General features: G+C 54.8%; 17 protein-coding genes and 1 pseudogene. 9 read left to right on the plus strand and 9 right to left on the minus strand.

Going from position 1 to position 19,645, the window contains the following annotated elements:
• Window positions 1–49: 49 nt before the first annotated feature.
• The 4 genes from kdpC to kdpF form a co-directional block, all read right to left on the minus strand.
• The gene (kdpC, locus tag AC1DWG_RS16715; protein WP_477764728.1) at window positions 50–595 is read right to left on the minus strand and encodes a potassium-transporting ATPase subunit KdpC; all 546 of its coding nucleotides are present in this window, start codon (window positions 593–595) and stop codon (window positions 50–52) included.
• Window positions 596–746: 151 nt separating this feature from the next.
• Window positions 747–2,804: a potassium-transporting ATPase subunit KdpB gene (kdpB, locus tag AC1DWG_RS16720; protein WP_477788043.1), complete on the minus strand. Its 2,058-nt coding sequence runs from the start codon at window positions 2,802–2,804 to the stop codon at window positions 747–749.
• Between the two features lie 10 nt (window positions 2,805–2,814).
• Entirely contained in the window at window positions 2,815–4,509 is a 1,695-nt protein-coding gene (gene kdpA, locus AC1DWG_RS16725) for a potassium-transporting ATPase subunit KdpA (protein ID WP_477788044.1), read from the minus strand.
• Between the two features lie 8 nt (window positions 4,510–4,517).
• On the minus strand, window positions 4,518–4,607 hold the full coding sequence (gene kdpF / locus AC1DWG_RS16730) for a K(+)-transporting ATPase subunit F (protein WP_007899818.1): 90 nt from the start codon (window positions 4,605–4,607) through the stop codon (window positions 4,518–4,520).
• A gap of 330 nt (window positions 4,608–4,937) precedes the next feature.
• Here kdpF and rfbB point away from each other — a divergent pair, with 330 nt between their 5' ends.
• The 6 genes from rfbB (at window position 4,938) to AC1DWG_RS16760 (ending at window position 10,467) form a co-directional block, all read left to right on the plus strand.
• On the plus strand, window positions 4,938–6,020 hold the full coding sequence (gene rfbB / locus AC1DWG_RS16735) for a dTDP-glucose 4,6-dehydratase (protein WP_477764731.1): 1,083 nt from the start codon (window positions 4,938–4,940) through the stop codon (window positions 6,018–6,020).
• Window positions 6,017–6,892, plus strand: coding sequence for a glucose-1-phosphate thymidylyltransferase RfbA (gene rfbA, locus AC1DWG_RS16740; RefSeq protein WP_477764732.1), 876 nt, complete (start codon window positions 6,017–6,019; stop codon window positions 6,890–6,892). Before rfbB ends, rfbA begins: the two co-directional genes overlap by 4 nt.
• A gap of 46 nt (window positions 6,893–6,938) precedes the next feature.
• Window positions 6,939–7,808 carry a dTDP-4-dehydrorhamnose reductase gene (rfbD, locus tag AC1DWG_RS16745; protein ID WP_477788045.1) on the plus strand — a complete coding sequence of 290 codons (870 nt, stop codon included), beginning with the start codon at window positions 6,939–6,941 and terminating at the stop codon, window positions 7,806–7,808.
• A 259-nt stretch (window positions 7,809–8,067) separates the two neighbouring features.
• Complete coding sequence (gene eat, locus AC1DWG_RS16750) at window positions 8,068–9,432, plus strand: ethanolamine permease (RefSeq protein WP_477764733.1); 1,365 nt, start codon at window positions 8,068–8,070, stop codon at window positions 9,430–9,432.
• Between the two features lie 141 nt (window positions 9,433–9,573).
• A complete protein-coding gene (locus AC1DWG_RS16755) occupies window positions 9,574–9,741 on the plus strand; it encodes a DUF2897 family protein (protein WP_079246726.1) in 168 nt (55 codons plus the stop codon).
• A gap of 168 nt (window positions 9,742–9,909) precedes the next feature.
• A complete protein-coding gene (locus tag AC1DWG_RS16760) occupies window positions 9,910–10,467 on the plus strand; it encodes a TetR/AcrR family transcriptional regulator (RefSeq protein ID WP_477764734.1) in 558 nt (185 codons plus the stop codon).
• On the opposite strand, the gene fabF is transcribed toward AC1DWG_RS16760, so the two are convergent.
• The 3 genes and pseudogenes from fabF to AC1DWG_RS16775 all read right to left on the minus strand — a co-directional run bounded on the left by fabF (window position 10,464) and on the right by AC1DWG_RS16775 (window position 13,107).
• Complete coding sequence (gene fabF / locus AC1DWG_RS16765) at window positions 10,464–11,738, minus strand: beta-ketoacyl-ACP synthase II (RefSeq protein WP_477760140.1); 1,275 nt, start codon at window positions 11,736–11,738, stop codon at window positions 10,464–10,466. The genes AC1DWG_RS16760 and fabF overlap by 4 nt on opposite strands.
• Before the next feature lie 30 nt (window positions 11,739–11,768).
• Entirely contained in the window at window positions 11,769–12,563 is a 795-nt protein-coding gene (locus AC1DWG_RS16770) for an SDR family NAD(P)-dependent oxidoreductase (protein ID WP_477764735.1), read from the minus strand.
• 207 nt (window positions 12,564–12,770) lie between these two features.
• A pseudogene (locus AC1DWG_RS16775) lies at window positions 12,771–13,107 on the minus strand (ComEA family DNA-binding protein).
• 608 nt (window positions 13,108–13,715) lie between these two features.
• Here AC1DWG_RS16775 and AC1DWG_RS16780 point away from each other — a divergent pair.
• The 3 genes from AC1DWG_RS16780 to AC1DWG_RS16790 are packed head-to-tail and all read left to right on the plus strand — an operon-like array spanning window position 13,716 to window position 17,516.
• Window positions 13,716–15,065, plus strand: coding sequence for a lipopolysaccharide biosynthesis protein (locus AC1DWG_RS16780; RefSeq protein ID WP_477788046.1), 1,350 nt, complete (start codon window positions 13,716–13,718; stop codon window positions 15,063–15,065).
• A gap of 10 nt (window positions 15,066–15,075) precedes the next feature.
• Window positions 15,076–15,987: a glycosyltransferase gene (locus AC1DWG_RS16785; RefSeq protein WP_477764737.1), complete on the plus strand. Its 912-nt coding sequence runs from the start codon at window positions 15,076–15,078 to the stop codon at window positions 15,985–15,987.
• The gene (locus AC1DWG_RS16790) at window positions 15,984–17,516 is read left to right on the plus strand and encodes a hypothetical protein (RefSeq protein WP_477788047.1); all 1,533 of its coding nucleotides are present in this window, start codon (window positions 15,984–15,986) and stop codon (window positions 17,514–17,516) included. The genes AC1DWG_RS16785 and AC1DWG_RS16790 overlap by 4 nt, the downstream gene beginning before the upstream one ends.
• Here the strand turns inward: AC1DWG_RS16790 and AC1DWG_RS16795 are convergent.
• Window positions 17,513–18,631, minus strand: a complete 1,119-nt coding sequence (locus tag AC1DWG_RS16795) for a glycosyltransferase (RefSeq protein ID WP_477760145.1) — start codon at window positions 18,629–18,631, stop codon at window positions 17,513–17,515. The genes AC1DWG_RS16790 and AC1DWG_RS16795 overlap by 4 nt on opposite strands.
• Window positions 18,628–19,605 carry an NAD-dependent epimerase/dehydratase family protein gene (locus AC1DWG_RS16800; protein WP_477788048.1) on the minus strand — a complete coding sequence of 326 codons (978 nt, stop codon included), beginning with the start codon at window positions 19,603–19,605 and terminating at the stop codon, window positions 18,628–18,630. The genes AC1DWG_RS16795 and AC1DWG_RS16800 overlap by 4 nt, the downstream gene beginning before the upstream one ends.
• Window positions 19,606–19,645 lie beyond the last annotated feature (40 nt).

Genomic DNA, 19,645 nt, shown 5'->3' on the forward strand with positions numbered 1-19,645 from the left:
CAGATGGCGTACATCCTGTAGGAGCTGGCGAAGCCTGCGATCTTTTGATCTACAGGTTTTCCAGCGCCCGATTCAACTCAAGCACATTCACCACTGGCGGGCCTACCAGTGGTTGCTCGATGTGAGCGTCCAGCAGTCGTTGCAGTGTCGCTACCGGCAGGTTGCGCGCCGTCGCGACACGCGCCAGTTGATAGGCAATCGCCGCCGGTGGCAAGTGCGGATCGAGACCGCTGCCGGACGTAGTGACCAGCGCCAAGGGCACCGGCCCCTGGCCTGGCACCAGCAGTTTGTTGGCGTCGTCGATCACCCGCGAGGCCAGCGCCGGGTTGCTCGGCGAAAAGTTGCTGGCACTGCTCGACACGGTGGCAAAGGCACCGGCCGAAGGGCGCGGGTGGAACCAGGCGTCGCCGACGAAATCCTGGGCGATCAGCGAAGAGCCACGGACCTTGCCCTCGGCATCACGCACCAGGCTGCCGTTGGCCTGATCCGGAAACGTGACCTGGGCCACGCCGGTGACCACCAGTGGATAGGCGACGCCGGTGATCAGCGTCATCAGGACCAGCAGGCTCAGGGCCGGGCGTATCAATGTGGACATATCAAAATCCTCGAATTCGTAAAAACAACTGTAGGAGCGAGCTTGCTCGCGATGGATCTGAAGGCGCCGCGCTTTGTCAGAAATGGCGCGTTATCGTTAACGCCCATCGTCGGAACGCCGCCCGGAGCAAGCTCGCTCCTACAAAGGGCGGTCAAACCAGATGCAACGCCGTCAACAGCATGTCGATCGCCTTGATGCCCACGAACGGCACCAGGATCCCGCCCAGGCCGTAGATCAGCAGATTGCGCCGCAGCAACGCCGCCGCACTCGTCGCGTGAACCCGCACGCCGCGTAGCGCCAGAGGAATCAGCACCACGATGATCAGGGCGTTGAACACAATCGCCGAGAGAATCGCGCTCTGCGGACTGCTCAGGTGCATCACGTTGAGCACGCCCAGTTGCGGGTAAATCGAGGCGAACAGCGCCGGCAGGATCGCGAAGTACTTGGCCACGTCGTTGGCGATGGAAAAGGTCGTCAGCGCACCGCGGGTGACCAGCAACTCCTTGCCGATCTGCACCACGTCCAGCAGCTTGGTCGGGTCGCTGTCGAGGTCGACCATGTTGGCCGCTTCACGTGCTGCCTGCGTGCCGTCGTTCATCGCCATGCCGACGTCCGCCTGGGCCAGGGCCGGGGCGTCGTTGGCGCCGTCGCCGCACATGGCGACCAGACGACCGTCGTTTTGCTCGTGACGAATGCGCGCCAGTTTTTTCTCCGGCGTGGCTTCCGCCAGCACATCGTCCACACCCGCCTCAGCGGCGATGGCAGCAGCGGTCAATGGGTTGTCGCCGGTGACCATGACGGTGCGGATCCCCAGTTTGCGCAACTCGGCGAAACGCTCGCGGATACCGGGCTTGACCACGTCCTTGAGGTGGATCGCCCCGAGCAACTTGCCGTCGGCACACACCAGCAGCGGGGTGCCGCCGCTTTGGGCGATCTTGTCGATTTCACGGGACAACGGTGCAGCCAGATCAGCCCGGGTCAGGCCGACGAACGCCAGCAACGAATCCACCGCGCCTTTGCGGTACACGCGGCCCTGATAGTCGACACCGGACAAGCGGGTTTCGGCGCTGAATGGCACGACTGTCAGCACATCGGCGGACGGTTCCGGTTGCGGATGAGTGCCACGCAGGTACTCGACGATCGACTTGCCTTCAGCGGTGTCGTCGGCCAGCGAAGCCAGCAATGCGCCTTCGGCCAGTTCCCTGGCTGTCACACCTGGCGCGGCATACACCGCCGAGCAACGACGGTTACCGAAGGTGATGGTGCCGGTCTTGTCCAGCAGCAAGACGTGCACGTCCCCCGCCGCTTCCACCGCGCGACCGGACTTGGCGATCACGTTCAGGCGTACCAGGCGATCCATCCCGGCGATACCGATGGCCGACAGCAAACCGCCGATGGTAGTCGGAATCAACGTGACCAACAGCGCCACCAGGAACACCAGCGGCAGGTTGCCATTGGCGAAGTGGGCGAACGGTTGCAGGGTCACGACCACCAGCAGGAAGATCAGGGTCAGGCCGATCAGAAGGATGTCGAGCGCCACTTCATTCGGGGTTTTCTGCCGTTTGGCGCCTTCGACCAGGGCAATCATGCGGTCCAGGGTCGACTCGCCGGGGTTGGCGGTAATCTTCACCAACAGCCAGTCCGACACCAGCCGCGTGTTACCGGTGACGGCCGAGCGGTCGCCACCGGACTCACGAATCACCGGCGCCGATTCGCCGGTAATCGCCGCCTCGTTGACAGCCGCAATGCCTTCAATCACTTCGCCGTCACCGGGGATCATCTCCCCCGCGTCGACGCGCACCACATCACCTTTGCGCAGGCTGATGGCGGGCACCACTTGAAAACTGCCATTGCCGCTCTTGCGCCGGGCGCTCAGGCCTTCGCTACCCGCCTTGAGGCTGTCAGCGCGGGCCTTGCCGCGACCTTCGGCGAGGGCTTCGGCGAAGTTGGCGAACAGCACGGTGAACCACAGCCACACCGCAATTTGCGCGGCGACGAAGGTCGGCACCGCTGTGTCGGGAATGAAGCACAGCACGGTGGTCAGGATCGCGGTCAGTTCGACCACCAGCATCACCGGCGCACGCTGCAATTGCCGTGGGTCGAGCTTGACGAAGGCTTGCAGCAGCGCCGGGCGCCAGAGGGCCGAGATCGCGGTTTTCGGTTGTTCCGCTGCCTTGACGGCGGCAGGCTTGATTGCAGGCATATTCATGATGGTTTCCTTAGAATCCCATGCTCAGATGTTCAGCGATTGGTCCCAATGCCAAAGTCGGCAGGAAGGTCAAACCACCCACCAGCAAAATGGTCACGGTCAGCAGGGTCACGAACAGCGGGCCGTGGGTCGGGAAGCTGTTTTGTCCGATCGGTGCGGTTTTCTTCATCGCCAGGCTGCCAGCCAGGGCCAGCACCGGGAGGATGTAGCCGAAGCGACCGATCAACATGCCCAGGCCCAGCATCAGGTTGTGGAACGGGGTGTTGGCGCCGAAGCCACCGAAAGCCGAACCGTTGTTGGCACTGGCCGAGGTGTAGGCGTAGAGCAGCTGACTGAAACCATGAGCGCCCGGGTTGCTCACGGCGGCCACCGGACCTGGCAGGCTGGCGGCGATCGCGCCGAGCACCAGTACACCGATCGGCATGACCATCAGGGTCACCACCAGCAATTGCACTTCCCTGGCCTGCAGTTTCTTGCCGAGGTATTCCGGGGTGCGGCCGATCATCAGGCCGGCGAGGAACACCGCGATCAGCACGTTGAGCAACATGCCGTAGAGCCCGGCGCCGACGCCGCCGAAGATCACTTCGCCGACCATCATGTTGACCAGCGCCACCATGCCGCTCAGCGGGTTGAGGCTGTCGTGCATGCCATTGACCGAACCGTTGGACGCGGCCGTGGTGGTCACCGACCACAACACCGTGGCGGTGGTGCCGAAACGTGCTTCCTTGCCTTCCAGCGGCGCGGTCTGTTCGACAGCAGCGTAGTTCAACGCCGGGTTCGGTTGGTATTCCGCCCACAGCGAGGTCGCGCCGCCGATCAGGAACAGCGCCAGCATGCAGGCGATGATCGCGCGGCTCTGGCGCAGGTCCTTCACGTAATGACCGAAGGTGAAGACCAGCGCGACGGGGATCAGAATGATCGAGGCCATCTCGAACAGGTTGCTCCACGCGGTCGGATTCTCGAACGGATGCGCCGAGTTCACGCCGAAAAAACCACCACCGTTGGTGCCCAATTGCTTGATCGCAATCTGACTGGCCGCCGGGCCAAGGGGAATGACCTGGTCGACGCCTTGCACCGTCACCGCATTCACATACTGCGCGAAGGTTTGCGGCACGCCCTGCCAGACCAGATACAGCGCCAGCAGCAGGCACAGCGGCAGCAGGCCATAGAGGGTGGCGCGGGTCATATCGACCCAGAAGTTGCCAAGCGATGCAGTGGATTTGCGACCGATGCCGCGGCACAGCGCAACCAGTACGGCCAGACCGGTGGCGGCGCTGACGAAGTTCTGCACGGTGAGGCCGACCATCTGGCTCAAGTAGCTCAGGGACGCTTCGCCGCTGTAGGCCTGCCAGTTGGTGTTGGTCATGAAGCTGACGGCGGTATTGAACGCCAGCGTCCACTCCTGGCCCGGCAGGTTCTGAGGGTTCAGCGGCAGGTGGTCCTGGAACAGCAGGATCGCGAACAGCAGCAGGAAACCCGCGAGGTTGAAGGCGAGCAAGGCCAGGGCGTATTTCTGCCAGCTCTGTTCGGCTTGCGGGTCAACCCCGGCCAGTCGGTAACAGCCACGTTCGACTGGCCCAAGGACCGGCGACAACCACGTGCGCTGACCTTCCATCACCTTGTAGTAGAAGCGCCCGAGAAACGGCGCCGGGACCAATACCAGGGCAAAAAACCCGAGGATCAGCCAATAGTCATAACTGTGCATAGCCGCTCCTAGTTCCGGTCCGCGCGCAGCAGCGCAACCAACAGATAAATGAACAGCCCCACTGCCAGCAGTAGTGACACCCCGTCCAGAACGCTCATGGAAGTTCTCCGTGTTACGGCGTATTGCCGCGTGTGGAGTCATTGTCGGAAAGGAGGCTGTAAAGGAACGAGATCGAGGGTGCGGGAGAGGCATAAAGAAAACGTAAAGAGTCGGTTTATGCAGGGGTTACAGGGTGCGGGGCGGAAAAACCGGGAGTGTCGCAGGTAGAACTCTAAATTGTGCGCGAGAGTAGTGAGTGAAGGCTGCAAGTCATGGATAATCCCGCCCGATTGGCGCGACGCAACCGAGTGGGGTCAAGAACTCTTGCACCTCCCCGCTCGCGCCTGCAAGCTACCGCTATTCGCATTTCTGAAGAAGGCTGGCCCAACGTGCGTATCCTTATTACCGGCGGAGCCGGTTTCATAGGCTCGGCCCTTGTCCGCGAGCTGATTCAACACACTGAGCATGATGTGCTCAACCTGGACAAACTGACGTATGCCGGCAATCTCGAGTCGCTGACCAGCATTGCCAACGACACTCGCTACGAGTTCGTTCAAGCCGATATTGTCGATCAGGCGACCGTCAGTGCAGTGCTGGCGCGTTTCCAGCCTCACGCAATCATGCACCTGGCAGCCGAGTCCCACGTCGATCGTTCCATCGACGGGCCATCGGAATTCATCCAGACCAACATCGTCGGCACCTACAGCCTGCTCGAAGCCAGCCGCGCCTATTGGCAAGCCCTCCCGGAGCCTGAGAAAAGCGCCTTCCGCTTTCATCACATTTCCACTGACGAGGTTTACGGCGACCTGCACGGTGTCGACGATCTGTTTACGGAAACGACGCCCTACGCGCCGAGCTCGCCCTACTCCGCCAGCAAGGCAGCGTCCGACCACCTGGTCCGTGCCTGGCAGCGAACCTATGGCTTGCCGGTGCTGCTGACCAATTGCTCGAACAATTACGGGCCGTTCCACTTCCCCGAGAAACTGATTCCGCTGGTCATCCTCAATGCTTTGGCCGGCAAGCCGCTGCCGGTGTATGGCAATGGCCTGCAAGTGCGCGACTGGCTGTTCGTCGAAGATCACGCCCGGGCACTGCTCAAAGTGGTGACCACCGGCACCGTCGGCGAGACCTACAACATCGGCGGGCACAACGAACAAAAGAACATCGACGTGGTACGTGGCATCTGCGCCCTGCTTGAAGAACTGGCACCGCACAAGCCTGAGGGCGTTGCGCATTACGCCGACCTGATCACGTTCGTCCAGGATCGCCCTGGTCATGACCTGCGCTACGCAATCGACGCCAGCAAGATTGAACGCGAACTGGGCTGGGTACCCGAAGAGACCTTCGAAACCGGCCTGCGCAAAACCGTTCAATGGTATCTGGACAATATGGAATGGTGCCGCCGCGTTCAAGACGGCAGCTATCAGGGCGAACGCCTTGGCGCCATCAACCCCAAGGAGCTGCTCGCATGATGAAAGGCATCGTTTTGGCGGGTGGCTCGGGCACGCGCCTGCACCCGATTACGCTTGGAGTGTCGAAACAGCTGTTGCCGGTCTACGACAAGCCAATGATCTACTATCCGATCTCGGTGCTGATGCTGGCCGGTATCAAGGATATTCTGCTGATCTCCACCCCGCAGGATCTGCCCCAATATCGCAATCTGCTGGGTGACGGCAGCCAGTTCGGGGTGAATTTCAGCTTTGCCGAGCAGCCCTCACCGGACGGTCTGGCCCAGGCTTTTCTGATTGGCGAAGAGTTCATTGGCGATGACCCCGTGTGCCTGATCCTGGGCGACAACATTTTCCATGGTCAGCACTTTGGCGAACAATTGCAGAACGCGGCAAAACGCACTTGCGGTGCCACTGTGTTCGGTTACTGGGTCAAAGACCCCGAGCGCTTCGGCGTGATCGATTTCGACAAAGATGGCCGTGCGCTTTCGATCGAAGAAAAACCGAAAAAGCCGAAATCCAGCTATGCCGTTACCGGCCTGTATTTCTACGACAACGATGTGATCGAGATCGCCAAGGCGGTGAAGCCTTCGCCTCGCGGCGAGCTGGAAATCACCGACGTCAACAATGCCTATCTGCAACGTGGTGATCTGCAGGTCGAGCGTTTTGGTCGAGGATTCGCCTGGCTCGACACCGGCACCCACGACAGCTTGCTCGAAGCCTCTCAGTACGTACAAACCATCGAACACCGCCAAGGCCTCAAAGTCGCCTGTCTCGAAGAGATCGCCTATGAAAATGGCTGGATCGACCGCGAACAGTTGCTGGAGCGCGCCCGGTACTTCGGCAAAACCGGGTATGGCCAGTACCTGGCCAAACTGGCGGGGGAAGAGCAATGAACCTGTGCGAGCCCGATTCGCCCGGTAACGAGACTGGACTGTTCCCGTGAAAATACTCATCAATGGCCGACACGGTCAGGTTTCACATGAATTGCAACGGCGACTGGGGGCTGCCGGCGAGCTGATCGTATTGGGTCGCGATCAGCTCGACCTTGCGCAACCCGATCAGATTCGCCGTCAGGTGCAAAACGTCCGGCCCGATCTGATCATCAACGCCGCGGCCCATACAGCGGTTGATCTGGCAGAAAGCGAGCCGCAATCAGCCTTTGCCATAAACGCGGTAGCTCCCGGCATCCTTGCCGAAGAAGCGCTGGCTCTCGACATCCCGTTGATACATTACTCCACGGACTATGTATTCGACGGGAGTAAAGCCGGACCTTACAACGAGGACGACACGCCCAATCCGCTTGGGGTGTACGGCAAGAGCAAACTGGCCGGTGAGCAGGCAATCAGGGACGTGCAAGGTAAATACCTGATCCTGCGTACCAGTTGGGTCTATTCAACTCATGGCCGTAACTTTCTGCTGACGATGCAGCGTTTGCTGCAAGAGAAACCGGAGTTACGCGTAGTCGCCGATCAAATCGGCGCCCCTACATGGGCCGGTACAATCGCCAATAGCACCCTTGCCCTGATCGAACGCTGGCAGGCGAACGAAGTTGCCAACTGGGGTACTTATCATCTGACCGCTCAAGGTGAAACCTCCTGGTTCGGCTTCGCACAGGCGATCGGCGAAGCATTGCGACAACAGGGCAAGCCCTGCGCCGACCTGTTACCGATCCCGTCCAGCGACTACCCGACACCCGCAGCCCGGCCGCTCAACTCGCGCCTGGATTGCAGTCGCTTGCAACGCGATTGGGGTGTCAGTCAACCTGACTGGCAAACGGCGTTGCGCGAGTGCCTCGCTCAGCAAGCCTGAGCATCAACCGCTGCCCGCACCTGCATTGAAATACCAAACCTGCGCGTTGCAACGGTGTCGGGTAGCGGGCATGCGGGCTTGCTCGCGAAAGCGGCATTTACACCAGCGCCGCCCCTGACTGACGCACAAAATTCGCGCATTCTGTGGCGAACATCCCCGATACGACGCCTTTCATCCTATTACGACGCACCATCGTGAAATGGCACGCCCACTGCACTGGCCTCCCCCGAGCTTTCCAAACCACTCAGGGAGCAAAAACATGAACACACAACTCAAACCCACGCTGGGCACCTTGCACTTGTGGGGCATTGCGGTTGGGCTGGTGATTTCCGGGGAGTATTTCGGCTGGAGTTATGGCTGGGGCGTGGCCGGGACTTTGGGCTTTCTGGTGACCTCATTTTTGGTCGCCACCATGTACACCTGCTTCATCTTCAGTTTCACCGAGCTGACCACTGCCATTCCTCACGCCGGCGGTCCCTTTGCCTACAGCCGTCGCGCCTTTGGCGAAAAAGGCGGGTTGATCGCCGGGCTGGCGACACTGATCGAATTCGTCTTCGCCCCGCCGGCGATTGCCCTGGCCATCGGCGCCTACCTCAATGTCCAGTTTCCAGCCCTTGACCCGAAACACGCGGCAGTCGGTGCCTACATTGTGTTCATGGGCCTCAATATCCTCGGTGTGAAACTGGCAGCGACCTTCGAACTGGTGGTCTGCGTGTTGGCCGTCGCCGAATTACTGGTGTTCATGGGCGTAGTCGCCCCCGCGTTCAGCTTCAGCAACTTCGCCCTCAATGGCTGGGCCGGTTCCGACGTGTTCGATGCTCCGGCGATTGCCGGGATGTTCGCGGCGATCCCCTTTGCCATCTGGTTCTTCCTCGCCATCGAAGGCGCAGCCATGGCCGCCGAAGAAGCCAAGGACCCGAAGCGCACGATTCCCAAGGCTTACATCAGCGGTATTCTGACCCTGGTGCTGCTGGCGATGGGTGTGATGTTCTTCGCCGGTGGCGTCGGCGACTGGCGCGCCCTGTCGAACATCAACGACCCGCTGCCACAGGCAATGAAAACCGTGGTCGGCGAAAGCTCGGGCTGGCTGCACATGCTGGTGTGGATCGGCCTGTTTGGTCTAGTGGCGAGTTTTCACGGGATCATCCTCGGCTACTCGCGGCAGTTCTTCGCCCTCGCCCGGGCCGGTTACCTGCCGGTGTCCCTGGCCAGACTGTCGCGCTTCCAAACTCCGCACCGGGCGATCATCGCCGGTGGTGTGATCGGCATTGCAGCCATCTACAGCGACGGCTTGATCAACCTCGGCGGCATGACGCTGACCGCCGCAATGATCACCATGGCCGTGTTCGGTGCCATCGTGATGTACATCATGAGCATGCTCAGCCTGTTCAAACTGCGTAAAACCGAGCCGAACCTGGAGCGCACCTTCCGCGCCCCGTGCTACCCGCTGGTGCCGTTCATTGCACTGATGCTGGCGGTGGTGTGCCTGGTGGCGATGGCCTGGTTCAACACGTTGATCGGCCTGATCTTCCTGGGCTTCATGGCGGCAGGTTTCGTGTACTTCATGCTCACCGCGCAATTGCGTGCCGACGCACCGGCGGATGCGATGCTGACCGGACTTTGAAAGCGTTCGAGTGAACCTCGAACAACAGGCATAGAATGGGGGTGATAGCGATGGAACTGCGATGAAACCCCATCACTCAAAGTGGTATGCACGATCGGTTGGCGAGCCCTCGCCGACCGCCTGCTTTTCAAGGAGAGTCCTATGCCCTGGTATGCCTGGTTGATTCTGGTCGTTGCTATCGGCTCGATCGTTGGTGGTCTGATGATGCTGCGCGACACCGCCAACAAGGTCGAACTGACCGAAGAGCAACGTAAACGCGTCGCCGAACGCAATGCGGAAATGGACGCCAAGGAAGCGCAGGACCGCTGACTGAAAACCCCGCCTTGAACGGCGGGGTTTGTTTTTGCGTGGAATCTCCTGAAATCATGTCGCTTTTGTGCCCATATCGAAGCATCTGCATGCTTTTTAGAAGTAGAAGTACAGTCACCATGCAATTTTCATTGGTTAATATGGGCCGCATTGATGCGGAGATATCAGATGCGTTACTCGCAGGACCATAAAGCCCAGACCCACCAACGCATAATCAAAGAAGCTTCAGCGCGATTTCGACGCGACGGTATCGGCGCGACGGGGCTGCAACCCCTGATGAAAGCACTGGGCTTGACCCACGGTGGCTTTTACTCGCACTTCAAGTCCAAAGACGAACTGGTGGAAAAAGCCTTGCAAGAGGCTGGCGAACAAGTCGACAAGTTGTGCGCGCAAATTTTCGCCGAGGAGCATCCACTCGAAGCCTTCATCGACGCTTATCTGTCCGAATGGCATCAAACCTCGCCTCACGAGGGCTGCCCGCTGCTGACCATTTCTTCGGAACTGGGGCTGCGTGGTCAACCGAGTCCAACCAGCGACGTCGTGCTCCAGGCGCGACTCGATCAGATCCAGCACACCCTTGACGGTGAGCGCACCGCCGACCGCAGCATCGTCATCATGTCGACGCTGGTCGGCGCCTTGCTGTTATCGCGCAGCGTTGCCGACGCCGAGTTTGCCCAACGGATTCTCGACGTCGCACGCGATCACCTCAAACATTCACAGGATTAATCCTGCCAACGCTTGAACAGCACACTGGCATTGACCCCGCCAAATCCGAAGCCGTTGGACAGCGCGTATTCGATGGCCATCGGCCGCGCGTTGCCATGAACGATGTCGACACCTTCAGTGGCAGGGTCCGGGTTCTCGAAATTGAGAGTCGCCGGCACGATCTGGTCACGAATCGCCAGCAGCGTAAAGATCGCTTCGAGCCCACCCGCTGCACCGAGCAAATGCCCGGTCGCCGACTTGGTCGATGTCACGGCGATGCCGTTTTGCGCACCGAACAACGCCTTGATCGCCGCCAGCTCACCTAGATCACCTACCGGAGTCGAGGTTGCATGAGCATTCAGATGCTGAACCTGAGCCGGTGAAACACCGGCCTGAGCCAATGCCAACGACATCGCTCGCCGCGCACCGCTGCCGTCCTCGGGGCCGGCGGTCAGGTGAAAGGCATCGGCGCTGGTGCCGTAACCGACCAGTTCCGCCAGGGGCTTGGCGCCGCGGGCCAGCGCATGGTCCAGAGATTCGATGACCAGCAGCCCGGCCCCTTCTCCCATGACAAAGCCATCGCGACCACTGTCGAAAGGTCGCGAAGCGCGCTCAGGCGTTTCGTTGTAAGCGCTGGACAAGGCACGAGCAGCCGCAAACCCGGCAAGACTGACCCGATCGATCGCCGCTTCCGCACCACCGCACACCGCGATATCCGCCTCACCCGCGCGAATCAACCGCGCCGCATCGCCAATCGCCTGAACCCCGGCGGCACATGCCGTGACCGGCGCACCTAATGGCCCTTTGAAGCCATGCTGGATTGACACGTGACCTGCCGCGAGGTTGACCAGAAATGAAGGGATAGTGAATGGAGACAAACGTCTCGGACCACGGCTATCGGTGGTGCGCACCGCATCGGCAATCGCGCCGAAACCACCTACACCTGAACCGATGATGGTGGCCGTGCGCTCCTGGGCATTGGCGTCCAATGCTTGCCAGCCGGCTTGCTCCAGTGCCTGACGCGCCGCTTCCATGGCGAACAGGATGAAGCGGTCCATCTTCTTCTGTTCCTTGGGTGGGGTTGCCCGATCCGGATCGAACCCCGCCTCCGGATCGTCAGCCAACGCAGGCACTGCACCGCCAACCTTGGCCGGCAGGTCGGCAACCACCTCTTGCGGTAAATTGCGCAGCCCGGAACGCCCGGCCAACAGCCGCGTCCAGACTGCCTCGACACCGCTCCCCAGCGGCGACACCAGGCCCATGCCCGTTACAACCACACGACGATCACTCATACCGCAATACCTCAGTCGATTAGGGGCGTTTCATTTGTAACGCGCAGCGGCTTTGCTTTTGGAAAGATTGGGCGCCATCACAAGGCGTGCCGCAACAAAGGCATCCCAGTCGGCGGCATCCGGCAGCGAAGGAATGGTGACCAACTCGCCCTTATCCAGACCCGACAGTGCCGCGTCGACCATCTCGCCCGCTTCCATGACCATCTCGGCCGGAATCTGCGAAGCATCGATACCGGAGCGTTCCCAGATTTCGGTGCGTGTCACCCCAGGCAATACGGCCTGGACCTTGACCCCGGTGCCATCGAGTTCGGCATTCAACGACTGGGTCAGGCTCAATACATAGGCCTTGCTGGCGCTGTAGGTGGCGTTGAAGCGTTCGGGAAACAGCGCTACCACAGAAGCAATGTTGATGATGGTACCCCGGCGCGCCTTGGCAAAACTGGCCGCCGCGGCCGATGCCAATCGCGTCACCGTTGTAACATTCAACTGAATCATTCGCTCCAGTTGATCGGTATCGGCGTTGGCCAACAAGCCATCCGCGGCTACGCCGGCATTGTTCAGTAAAAGGCTGATACTCGAATCGCTGCGCAGACGCTGTTCAAGTTTCAGCACGTCGTCCTTCTGCGTCAGATCTGCCTTGAGCACCTCCACCTGAACCCCATGAGCATTGCGCAGCGCGCTTGCCGCTGCTTCAAGCCGCTCCTGGTCACGAGCAACCAGCAACAAATCAAAACCTCGCGCTGCCAACCGTTGCGCGTAAATCGCACCGATACCGGAAGAGGCACCAGTGATGAGGGCGGTGCCTTGGGACTGAATGGACGTCATGACTTGGCTCCTGGGAGATGCCAGAGGGATAGATAAGCGCTTGAGTCTCAGCGTGCCTGGACGAGCGGCGTATTTATTATACACATAATCTAATCGACATATGACAGTCGTAATTTTTTCATTGTCGACGGAAGGCAAAACCTCGCAGCAGTCGCAAAAATGAAAAAAGGCCGGTCAATGACCGGCCTCCAAGGCTGATTTACAAGCTTAGTTCAACCGAGGCTTCTCGCGATTCTTATCTTGAAAGGCCTTGTCGATACCTTTCACCTCGAACACCTCGTCGAAGGACACAAGCAGACCATTACTTTCGCGATACGCAACAATCGCCGAAGCCTTGCTCTCCCCAAATACTGGGTAACTCTCGCTGCAACGTCGGCGCATCGGCCTTGTCAAAAACCACCGTTCCAGATTGCGCATTCGCTGAAGCCTTCATCGACATCGGAGCCTTGGTAGACTCTGGCCTCGCTGCAGGCGCTGCATTCGCGGTAAAAGAGGTGCTGGTGAGCAGGGCAAAAACCTGGGAGTAGAAATAGTCCGTACACATAAATGGCGCCCCATGACATTGGTTGAGGAAGCAGCTTTTCCAAAACGGCTTCCTCAAACCGGGTGACGCAGGAGGATGTCAAAAATGTGTCTGTTGCGGGATGTGAAACAATCAAACGTCGAGATGAATGAGTTTGGCCAGATAACTTTCTTCAATGTAAACGCAGGAGCTGGCAGTACGATTCCAGCAGCAATGCGATGAACGAAGCATGTCCCAAAAAATTATATTTAAATCGCGAATCTTTCCGAATAAATTATTTAGCAATACCGGAAATTAAATAAAAACAGAAAGATTAACTATAAGAGTTGCGTGTAGCGCCTTGAGAAGATGCACCATCAATAGGTCAATGGGATGATTGAAACCAGGTAGCGCTCCGTCAAGAGGCAGTGAATGGAACTGATTCCACCCCCTTTAGCGTTGCTAAAATAGCCTGTGGATTGCCGAGTCACCAACCGCAGCATTTTCCAGGCGAGCAAGTTTGGTCAGCCACGGCAGGAATCACAGCCTCCGCCGATCGGTTAGAACTGGAGGACCCTGGCTGTAGACAGGGCATTGAAAAAACGTGAAAATCGGCAGCTGCATTATGACCTGCTGCGAAATCTCAATAAATGACTGCGAAGAAAAATATCAGCGCTCTATCCTCTCCAGTGGCTGCGAGTGCTGCAGCCATCGTCGGTCGATTTCTCCTGCTTGGTACCGGGGCCCTGACCGGAATTCTACTGCCACTCACTATGAAGCAAGAGTCCGTGGGCTTGTTTTTTTTGTGCCAATCCATAATAGCAGCGCTTGCCACTTTGGGTCAGTTAGGTTTAAGCATTACAGCTCCAGCTATTATCTCCAGAGCCATCGGTGATAAAGACACTGCCAGGGTAAAGCAAACTTTACGGCGCACTTTAATCATTGGATGCTCAGCGGCAAGTCTGTTCGCGGTTACTTTTTTGATAACTCTAACGGTACTGGAAAACCTGTTGCACTCAGAGTTGACAGGCGCGCTGCAGAAATTAGCACCACTTATCTCAATCAGTATGATGTTAGCTGCCACGGTAACTTTACTATCCGAGCAACACCGGGTTTTAGGACACTTTGTTCAGGCGAGTTTCCTGGTGGTTGGTACTGCTGTCGCCAGCGCTGCTGCCGTCATTATTGCCTGGCAGTCAAAGATAACACTTTCATTGGACACCCTTCTCTTTTCGGGAGTTCTTGGTGTTTTATGTACCGCATTACTGGGTGGATATTCCCTGTGGCGCTGGCACAATACTCATGATGGGGAAACCAAAGAAACTGTAAGTTATTCCGAAATATTGTGGCAAACCATACCTAACCTTACCACCACAAGCGTGCTATTTATCATAGCTCAAGCAGACTTGTGGATCATTGTTTTCTTTGGCAGCACCGCTGACGTAGCAATCTATGGCCTGGCATCACGGCTTGCTATCTTGGTGATAATTCCCTTGGCAGTAGTCAATACAGTCATCGCACCATCAATTGGGCGTCTGTGGGTTCGACGAAAAAAACGTTACTTGCAAAAAGTGATGGGTATCGGTGCGGGTGTAGCAACGGGAATGGCAATCACGGGCTATCTATTATTTGCCATTTTAGGTCAACTCATTATTGCAATGGCTTGGCCAGAAGAGTATTCAGAAGCTTACTTTCTATTTATCGTTCTCGGCTTCGCTCAAGTTATTCAGACCTTCGCTGGAACCGCCGGCATGGTCTTGGTCATGTTGCAAAAACAACATATCACCATGCGAATCTCTATTGTCAGCGGTGTACTGATGATCGCCGGAGGAAGTGTGGCATTCATATATTTCGGCATAATTGGATTAGCGATCGTTTATAGCTCGGGCAGTATTATTCAGTCAGCCCTGATGATTCATTATGTAAATCGAATATTCAACTTGAAAACAACTGCCAACTTTAAATCAACAATCAAATTCAGCCAATCCTATTTTCACTAAGAGAATCCACATGGACGATAAAATGACGACACTGCCGAAAGTCACTATTGTCATCCCCACGTACAATACAGCTCGATATTTGCTGGATGCAATTGATAGCGTCAAAAAACAAACTTATCAAAATATCGAACTGATTGTGGTTGATGATGGATCAACCGATGACACTCCGAATTTGCTGAAGAATCATCCTATGCAGTTTTCGCATTTCAGACAAGAAAATGCTGGACAAAGCGCTGCCATGAATTTTGGATGGAAACAAAGCTCTGGTGATTTGTTGGGCTATCTAAGTGCTGACGACAGATTACATCCTAATGCAATCGAGACGATAGTTTCGCGAATGGCGTTGTCACCTGAAGCAGTATTGGCATACCCGGACTTTTGCGTGATCGACGAAGACTCAAATTATGTTAGGACCATTACAGCCCCCGAATACTCTGAGAACCTGCTCATTGCCAACTTCCAATGTTTGCCTGGTCCGGGCGCGCTATTCAAACGGGCAACCTGGGCGCTAGTGGGCGACTGGAATACCGGGTTAAGAAACATTCCGGACATGGACTTTTTTCTACGCTTTTGTCAACACGGCCCATTCATCCGAGTCCCGGAGGCGCTAGCAGATTTCCGCATTCACTCTGGGTCAACTACCTATAATCCCTCCAGTGTTCAACGTTCAGATGAGCCAGTTATCGTTATTAAAGATTTTTATAATACGAATGGTTTACCCAAAAAGTTTCTTCGCTGGAAAAAAAGGGCGATGGCAAACGCCTATCTGCTGTCAGGATTCATGCACGGTTTCTCCGGCCGTTACCTCATCAGTTTAAAGCAGATGTTTCGGGCCGCAATACTAAGCCCTTCATCACTATTTTCTCGCAAGATGATCAGCTACGTAATCGGCATTTATAAATCCGCATCGGTAAAAAAATGAACGAGATCTCAGAAGGCTATTTTGATAATAAAGCGACAACAACATGGATTGTCGCCACAGTGACTTTACTTAGCATATGGGCAGGCTTCTATTACCCAGGCATGGTCGCTTTATTTGCAATCTATTGCACACTGAGCATTGCTATAATATATGCCACGATTAAAAATCGACCGAAAAGCTACTTCATATTTTTTCTATTTTCTTTTTTGATTTTAGGTTGCTGGGCAAAAATCACTTTACACTTGCTCATTGGAAACAATTTCATTGAGCCCATAGGAGGCTTTGATGAGTCGCCAGCTGCATGGAACAACGCCATTGTAGTACTGATCACAGCATTTAGCGCGTTGCTTATCTGCTACTTTATTGTCGTGGCCGGCTTTCAAAAAAGAAAAGAACTAGAAACCAATATAAACACAAAGCTCTTATCAACACTCTTGGGCATGGCAATCATCTTCACAATTGCCTCTCTAATTTTTAACTATTACTATTCGATTATCAAAGTTGGATACGAACCAACTTTAAAGCTACCTAGTTATATTTACGTAGTCTTTTCCTTCATGGTCGCTTGGGGAAACTCTATTGCTCTTTTCACCTTGGCTTACTGGTTGGTAAAAAGCGGAAAATTAACTCCGAACATGCTTTTTTATATCGTCATTATTGAGGGTGCACTGACATCAATTTCGATGGGCAGTCGTGCACAAATGATCCTTCATGTTTCGGCCCCTTTTATTGCTTACCTGATACAAGGGAGAAAACTAGAGTGGAACATATCAAAAATTGGCTGGATAAAGATTTTTTCGACGACCGCTTTATTGTTTGCATTTTCGATAATTTCCGTATCAGTCGATCGCCTTTCTTCGTTTGCAAAGGCAGTACCTTATACAGAAAAAACCATCGTGAAAGGAAATCTGGAAGAATCCGGGACGTCGTTGAAATTATCCGAAAAAACTTTAATACACGACGCCACCCCAGAGCCATACGTCACCCCGCATCAACTGTCACCCGAACTGAAGTTCAAACGAATCGCAAACGAATTGAGCAAGCTAATCGTAGACCGATGGATTGGTGCTGAAGGAGTTTTAGCAGTAACGAGCAATCATCACCTGAATTTAGATCTTTTTATAAGAGGCTTAAAAGAAGATCCAGCACAAGGCACACAAGCAATATATCAGCGAATATCTAATGCACAGTATGAAAGATTAGAAAATTTTACATTCATGACAATCCCTGGCCCTATAGCAGTACTGTATTACAGCGGCAATCATCTCGTGCTTTTTGCTGGCATGGCACTATTATTCTTCTTGGGTTATAGCATCGAGCTTGCCGCTAAACGGTTACTGAATAATGTTATGACAAGCGCTACTATTGGCGTTGGAATGGCATACTTGACAGTGCAAATTAATTTCCCCAGAGCGTTTCTTTTTTTCGTGATTGAGATAACCGCTTTTCTTATAGGGTTAATTGTGCTGAGATGGATACTAAATAAACAAAAGCATCCCATCAACTCTTTACATCAACAAGCACTCTAATTATCCTGAATAAAACCTTCAAAATAATCGACCATATTAGTTACAATTACATGCCAACTATAATGGTCGATTACAAACGACTTAAGTCGTTGCCCTTTAAGCGTCAAATCGTCGGTCTCTGAAAGCATGAGCTGAAGCCCTCTACTGATACCAGCGGCTGTCGGCTCGACTACTCTTCCCCCGTTGATTGTCTGTACTTCGTCAAAACCACATGTATTTGTCAGCAATACCGGCAAACCTGTGATTCCTGCTTCCAGAGCAACAAGTGACATGGCTTCCGATCTGGAGGGAATGACAAGCATCAATGCATGTTGATAAGCTTCATTTCGTTGGGCCTCATTGAGAAATCCAATAAAATGAATCTGACGAGCTATTTCATGACCAATCAAAGAGGCCTCAAGCTCGGCTTGCATTCCGAAGTCTGGCCCGGCAAGCACTAAAGGATAATGGTGGGCTGCCTTTGTAGAGAGATAGGCTTTAATAAGCAAATCAGGGCCTTTGACAGGGGCAAGCCTACCCATAAATAAAATATACGGCTCTTCGGGCAGATTCTGCAGTGTACGTATTGGGGTTAACGCGGGCTCCGCCACCCCATTCGGAAACACCGGGATACGATCCGGCAAAAAACCTGTAACTTCTGCAATTAGTATTCGCTCTAACTGAGTAATTGCAATAAACCCCGACGCACTTTTTATAAGTGATTTACCAAGCAACAAATGAAACAGCTTCTTAACTGGACTAGGCTTTCCGATGGAAGCAAATTCACCCGCGGGGCAAAGTACATAAGGAGTCCGCGCGATCCTGGCGAAGAAGCCGGTAATAATGCTCAACAAATTCCAGTAGCCCATGATATGGATAATGTCAGCAGACTTCACCGCTTTCCACAGACGCATAAAATTGACCAATGGGATTGGAAAGTGTTGACCCATTTTTCCAGTAATGTAGGTTTTAACACCTCGAGTATTAAACTCTGATTGCCAGGAATCACCGGACATCGCGATGACTTCACAACGACAGCCTTTATCCGCAAGGGTATTGGCTAAGTGTCTTGTGCGTTCCGCAGTCCCTCCCCCACGCTGTGCATCAAGTGAAATATTAATCAATAAAACATTCATACCGTAGCCCTCAAGTGACTCAAGTAACTTTTAAGGCGCTGGGTGAACAGTGCAGAATCTGGCAATCCAAGTTGCAACAATCGATCTTCTTGGAAGCGACGCATTGGATCGGTATTACTAATCCCTCTGGCATTTAATACCAAACGCAGTACTCGCGAGGGGAGGTAAGGAATATGCAATACTGCAGTACGGCTAAATACTTCCAACAAACAATCCTGAAGATAAGCGAAATTATTATCAGCGTCAGCGTCTTCAGTCACTACAATAATTTCCCCCTGAATTATTGGTGCCGCCGTTGTAACAAATAATAAAACCTCGACTACTTTTTCAACGCTGACCAAATGCATTCGCCGCGCACCGTACAATGAACGGCGCAATGCGAGTTTCCAGCCAGGGGCACTCGAAACTTCCCTTACGAATGAAACAACATTTAATCCACCGACACCAAATACCGCGCCAAGGCGCAAAATCAAGGCTTCGAAATGCTCGGCATTGACGGCGCTCACAAACTTCTCAGCAGCGGCATGCTCACGCTCATAAGGCGTGATAGGCACGATCTGTGAAGCCGAAGTACAAATGCTGTCCTGGCTTGCTCCAAAAACGTCAATACTTGAAACATGGATATAACGCTTAACACATGCATTGCCGCAAGCGCGCAAAATATTCTTGATCGCTGACAAGAACCATCCGGTGCCGTCTGGCCGCAGCAAATTCAAAACGATGCTGCCGCAATTCAAAATTTTTTCTAACGACGCGCTATCATCCAAGTCAAAATGTCGAACCTGTATAGGCGATTCTGTTAACCAATGTGGCTCGTTTCGATGGACCGCGAAAATAATTTCGAACTCTTTGCTGTAATCAACTAAAGAATTGAGTAAATGCTGACCAACAAAGCCAGTTCCACCTATCACAACGATACGCTGTTCAATGGTAGAGTGAACTTCGCATTCAGTATCACTTGTCTCAAGATTCAAGATGACTCACTCCTTAAATGCACACACAATTCAAGCCCTA

It is taken from the genome of Pseudomonas sp. P4_B3, from assembly GCF_056402295.1.

What these genes read in the sequence shown, in the direction of transcription:
- kdpC (WP_477764728.1), bottom strand. Translation starts at nt 595, where the DNA reads ATGTCCACATTGATACGCCCGGCCCTGAGCCTGCTGGTCCTGATGACG.
- kdpB (WP_477788043.1), bottom strand. Translation starts at nt 2,804, where the DNA reads ATGAATATGCCTGCAATCAAGCCTGCCGCCGTCAAGGCAGCGGAACAA.
- kdpA (WP_477788044.1), bottom strand. Translation starts at nt 4,509, where the DNA reads ATGCACAGTTATGACTATTGGCTGATCCTCGGGTTTTTTGCCCTGGTA.
- kdpF (WP_007899818.1), bottom strand. Translation starts at nt 4,607, where the DNA reads ATGAGCGTTCTGGACGGGGTGTCACTACTGCTGGCAGTGGGGCTGTTC.
- rfbA (WP_477764732.1), top strand. Translation starts at nt 6,017, where the DNA reads ATGATGAAAGGCATCGTTTTGGCGGGTGGCTCGGGCACGCGCCTGCAC.
- eat (WP_477764733.1), top strand. Translation starts at nt 8,068, where the DNA reads ATGAACACACAACTCAAACCCACGCTGGGCACCTTGCACTTGTGGGGC.
- AC1DWG_RS16755 (WP_079246726.1), top strand. Translation starts at nt 9,574, where the DNA reads ATGCCCTGGTATGCCTGGTTGATTCTGGTCGTTGCTATCGGCTCGATC.
- AC1DWG_RS16760 (WP_477764734.1), top strand. Translation starts at nt 9,910, where the DNA reads ATGCGTTACTCGCAGGACCATAAAGCCCAGACCCACCAACGCATAATC.
- fabF (WP_477760140.1), bottom strand. Translation starts at nt 11,738, where the DNA reads ATGAGTGATCGTCGTGTGGTTGTAACGGGCATGGGCCTGGTGTCGCCG.
- AC1DWG_RS16770 (WP_477764735.1), bottom strand. Translation starts at nt 12,563, where the DNA reads ATGACGTCCATTCAGTCCCAAGGCACCGCCCTCATCACTGGTGCCTCT.
- AC1DWG_RS16780 (WP_477788046.1), top strand. Translation starts at nt 13,716, where the DNA reads ATGACTGCGAAGAAAAATATCAGCGCTCTATCCTCTCCAGTGGCTGCG.
- AC1DWG_RS16785 (WP_477764737.1), top strand. Translation starts at nt 15,076, where the DNA reads ATGGACGATAAAATGACGACACTGCCGAAAGTCACTATTGTCATCCCC.
- AC1DWG_RS16790 (WP_477788047.1), top strand. Translation starts at nt 15,984, where the DNA reads ATGAACGAGATCTCAGAAGGCTATTTTGATAATAAAGCGACAACAACA.
- AC1DWG_RS16795 (WP_477760145.1), bottom strand. Translation starts at nt 18,631, where the DNA reads ATGAATGTTTTATTGATTAATATTTCACTTGATGCACAGCGTGGGGGA.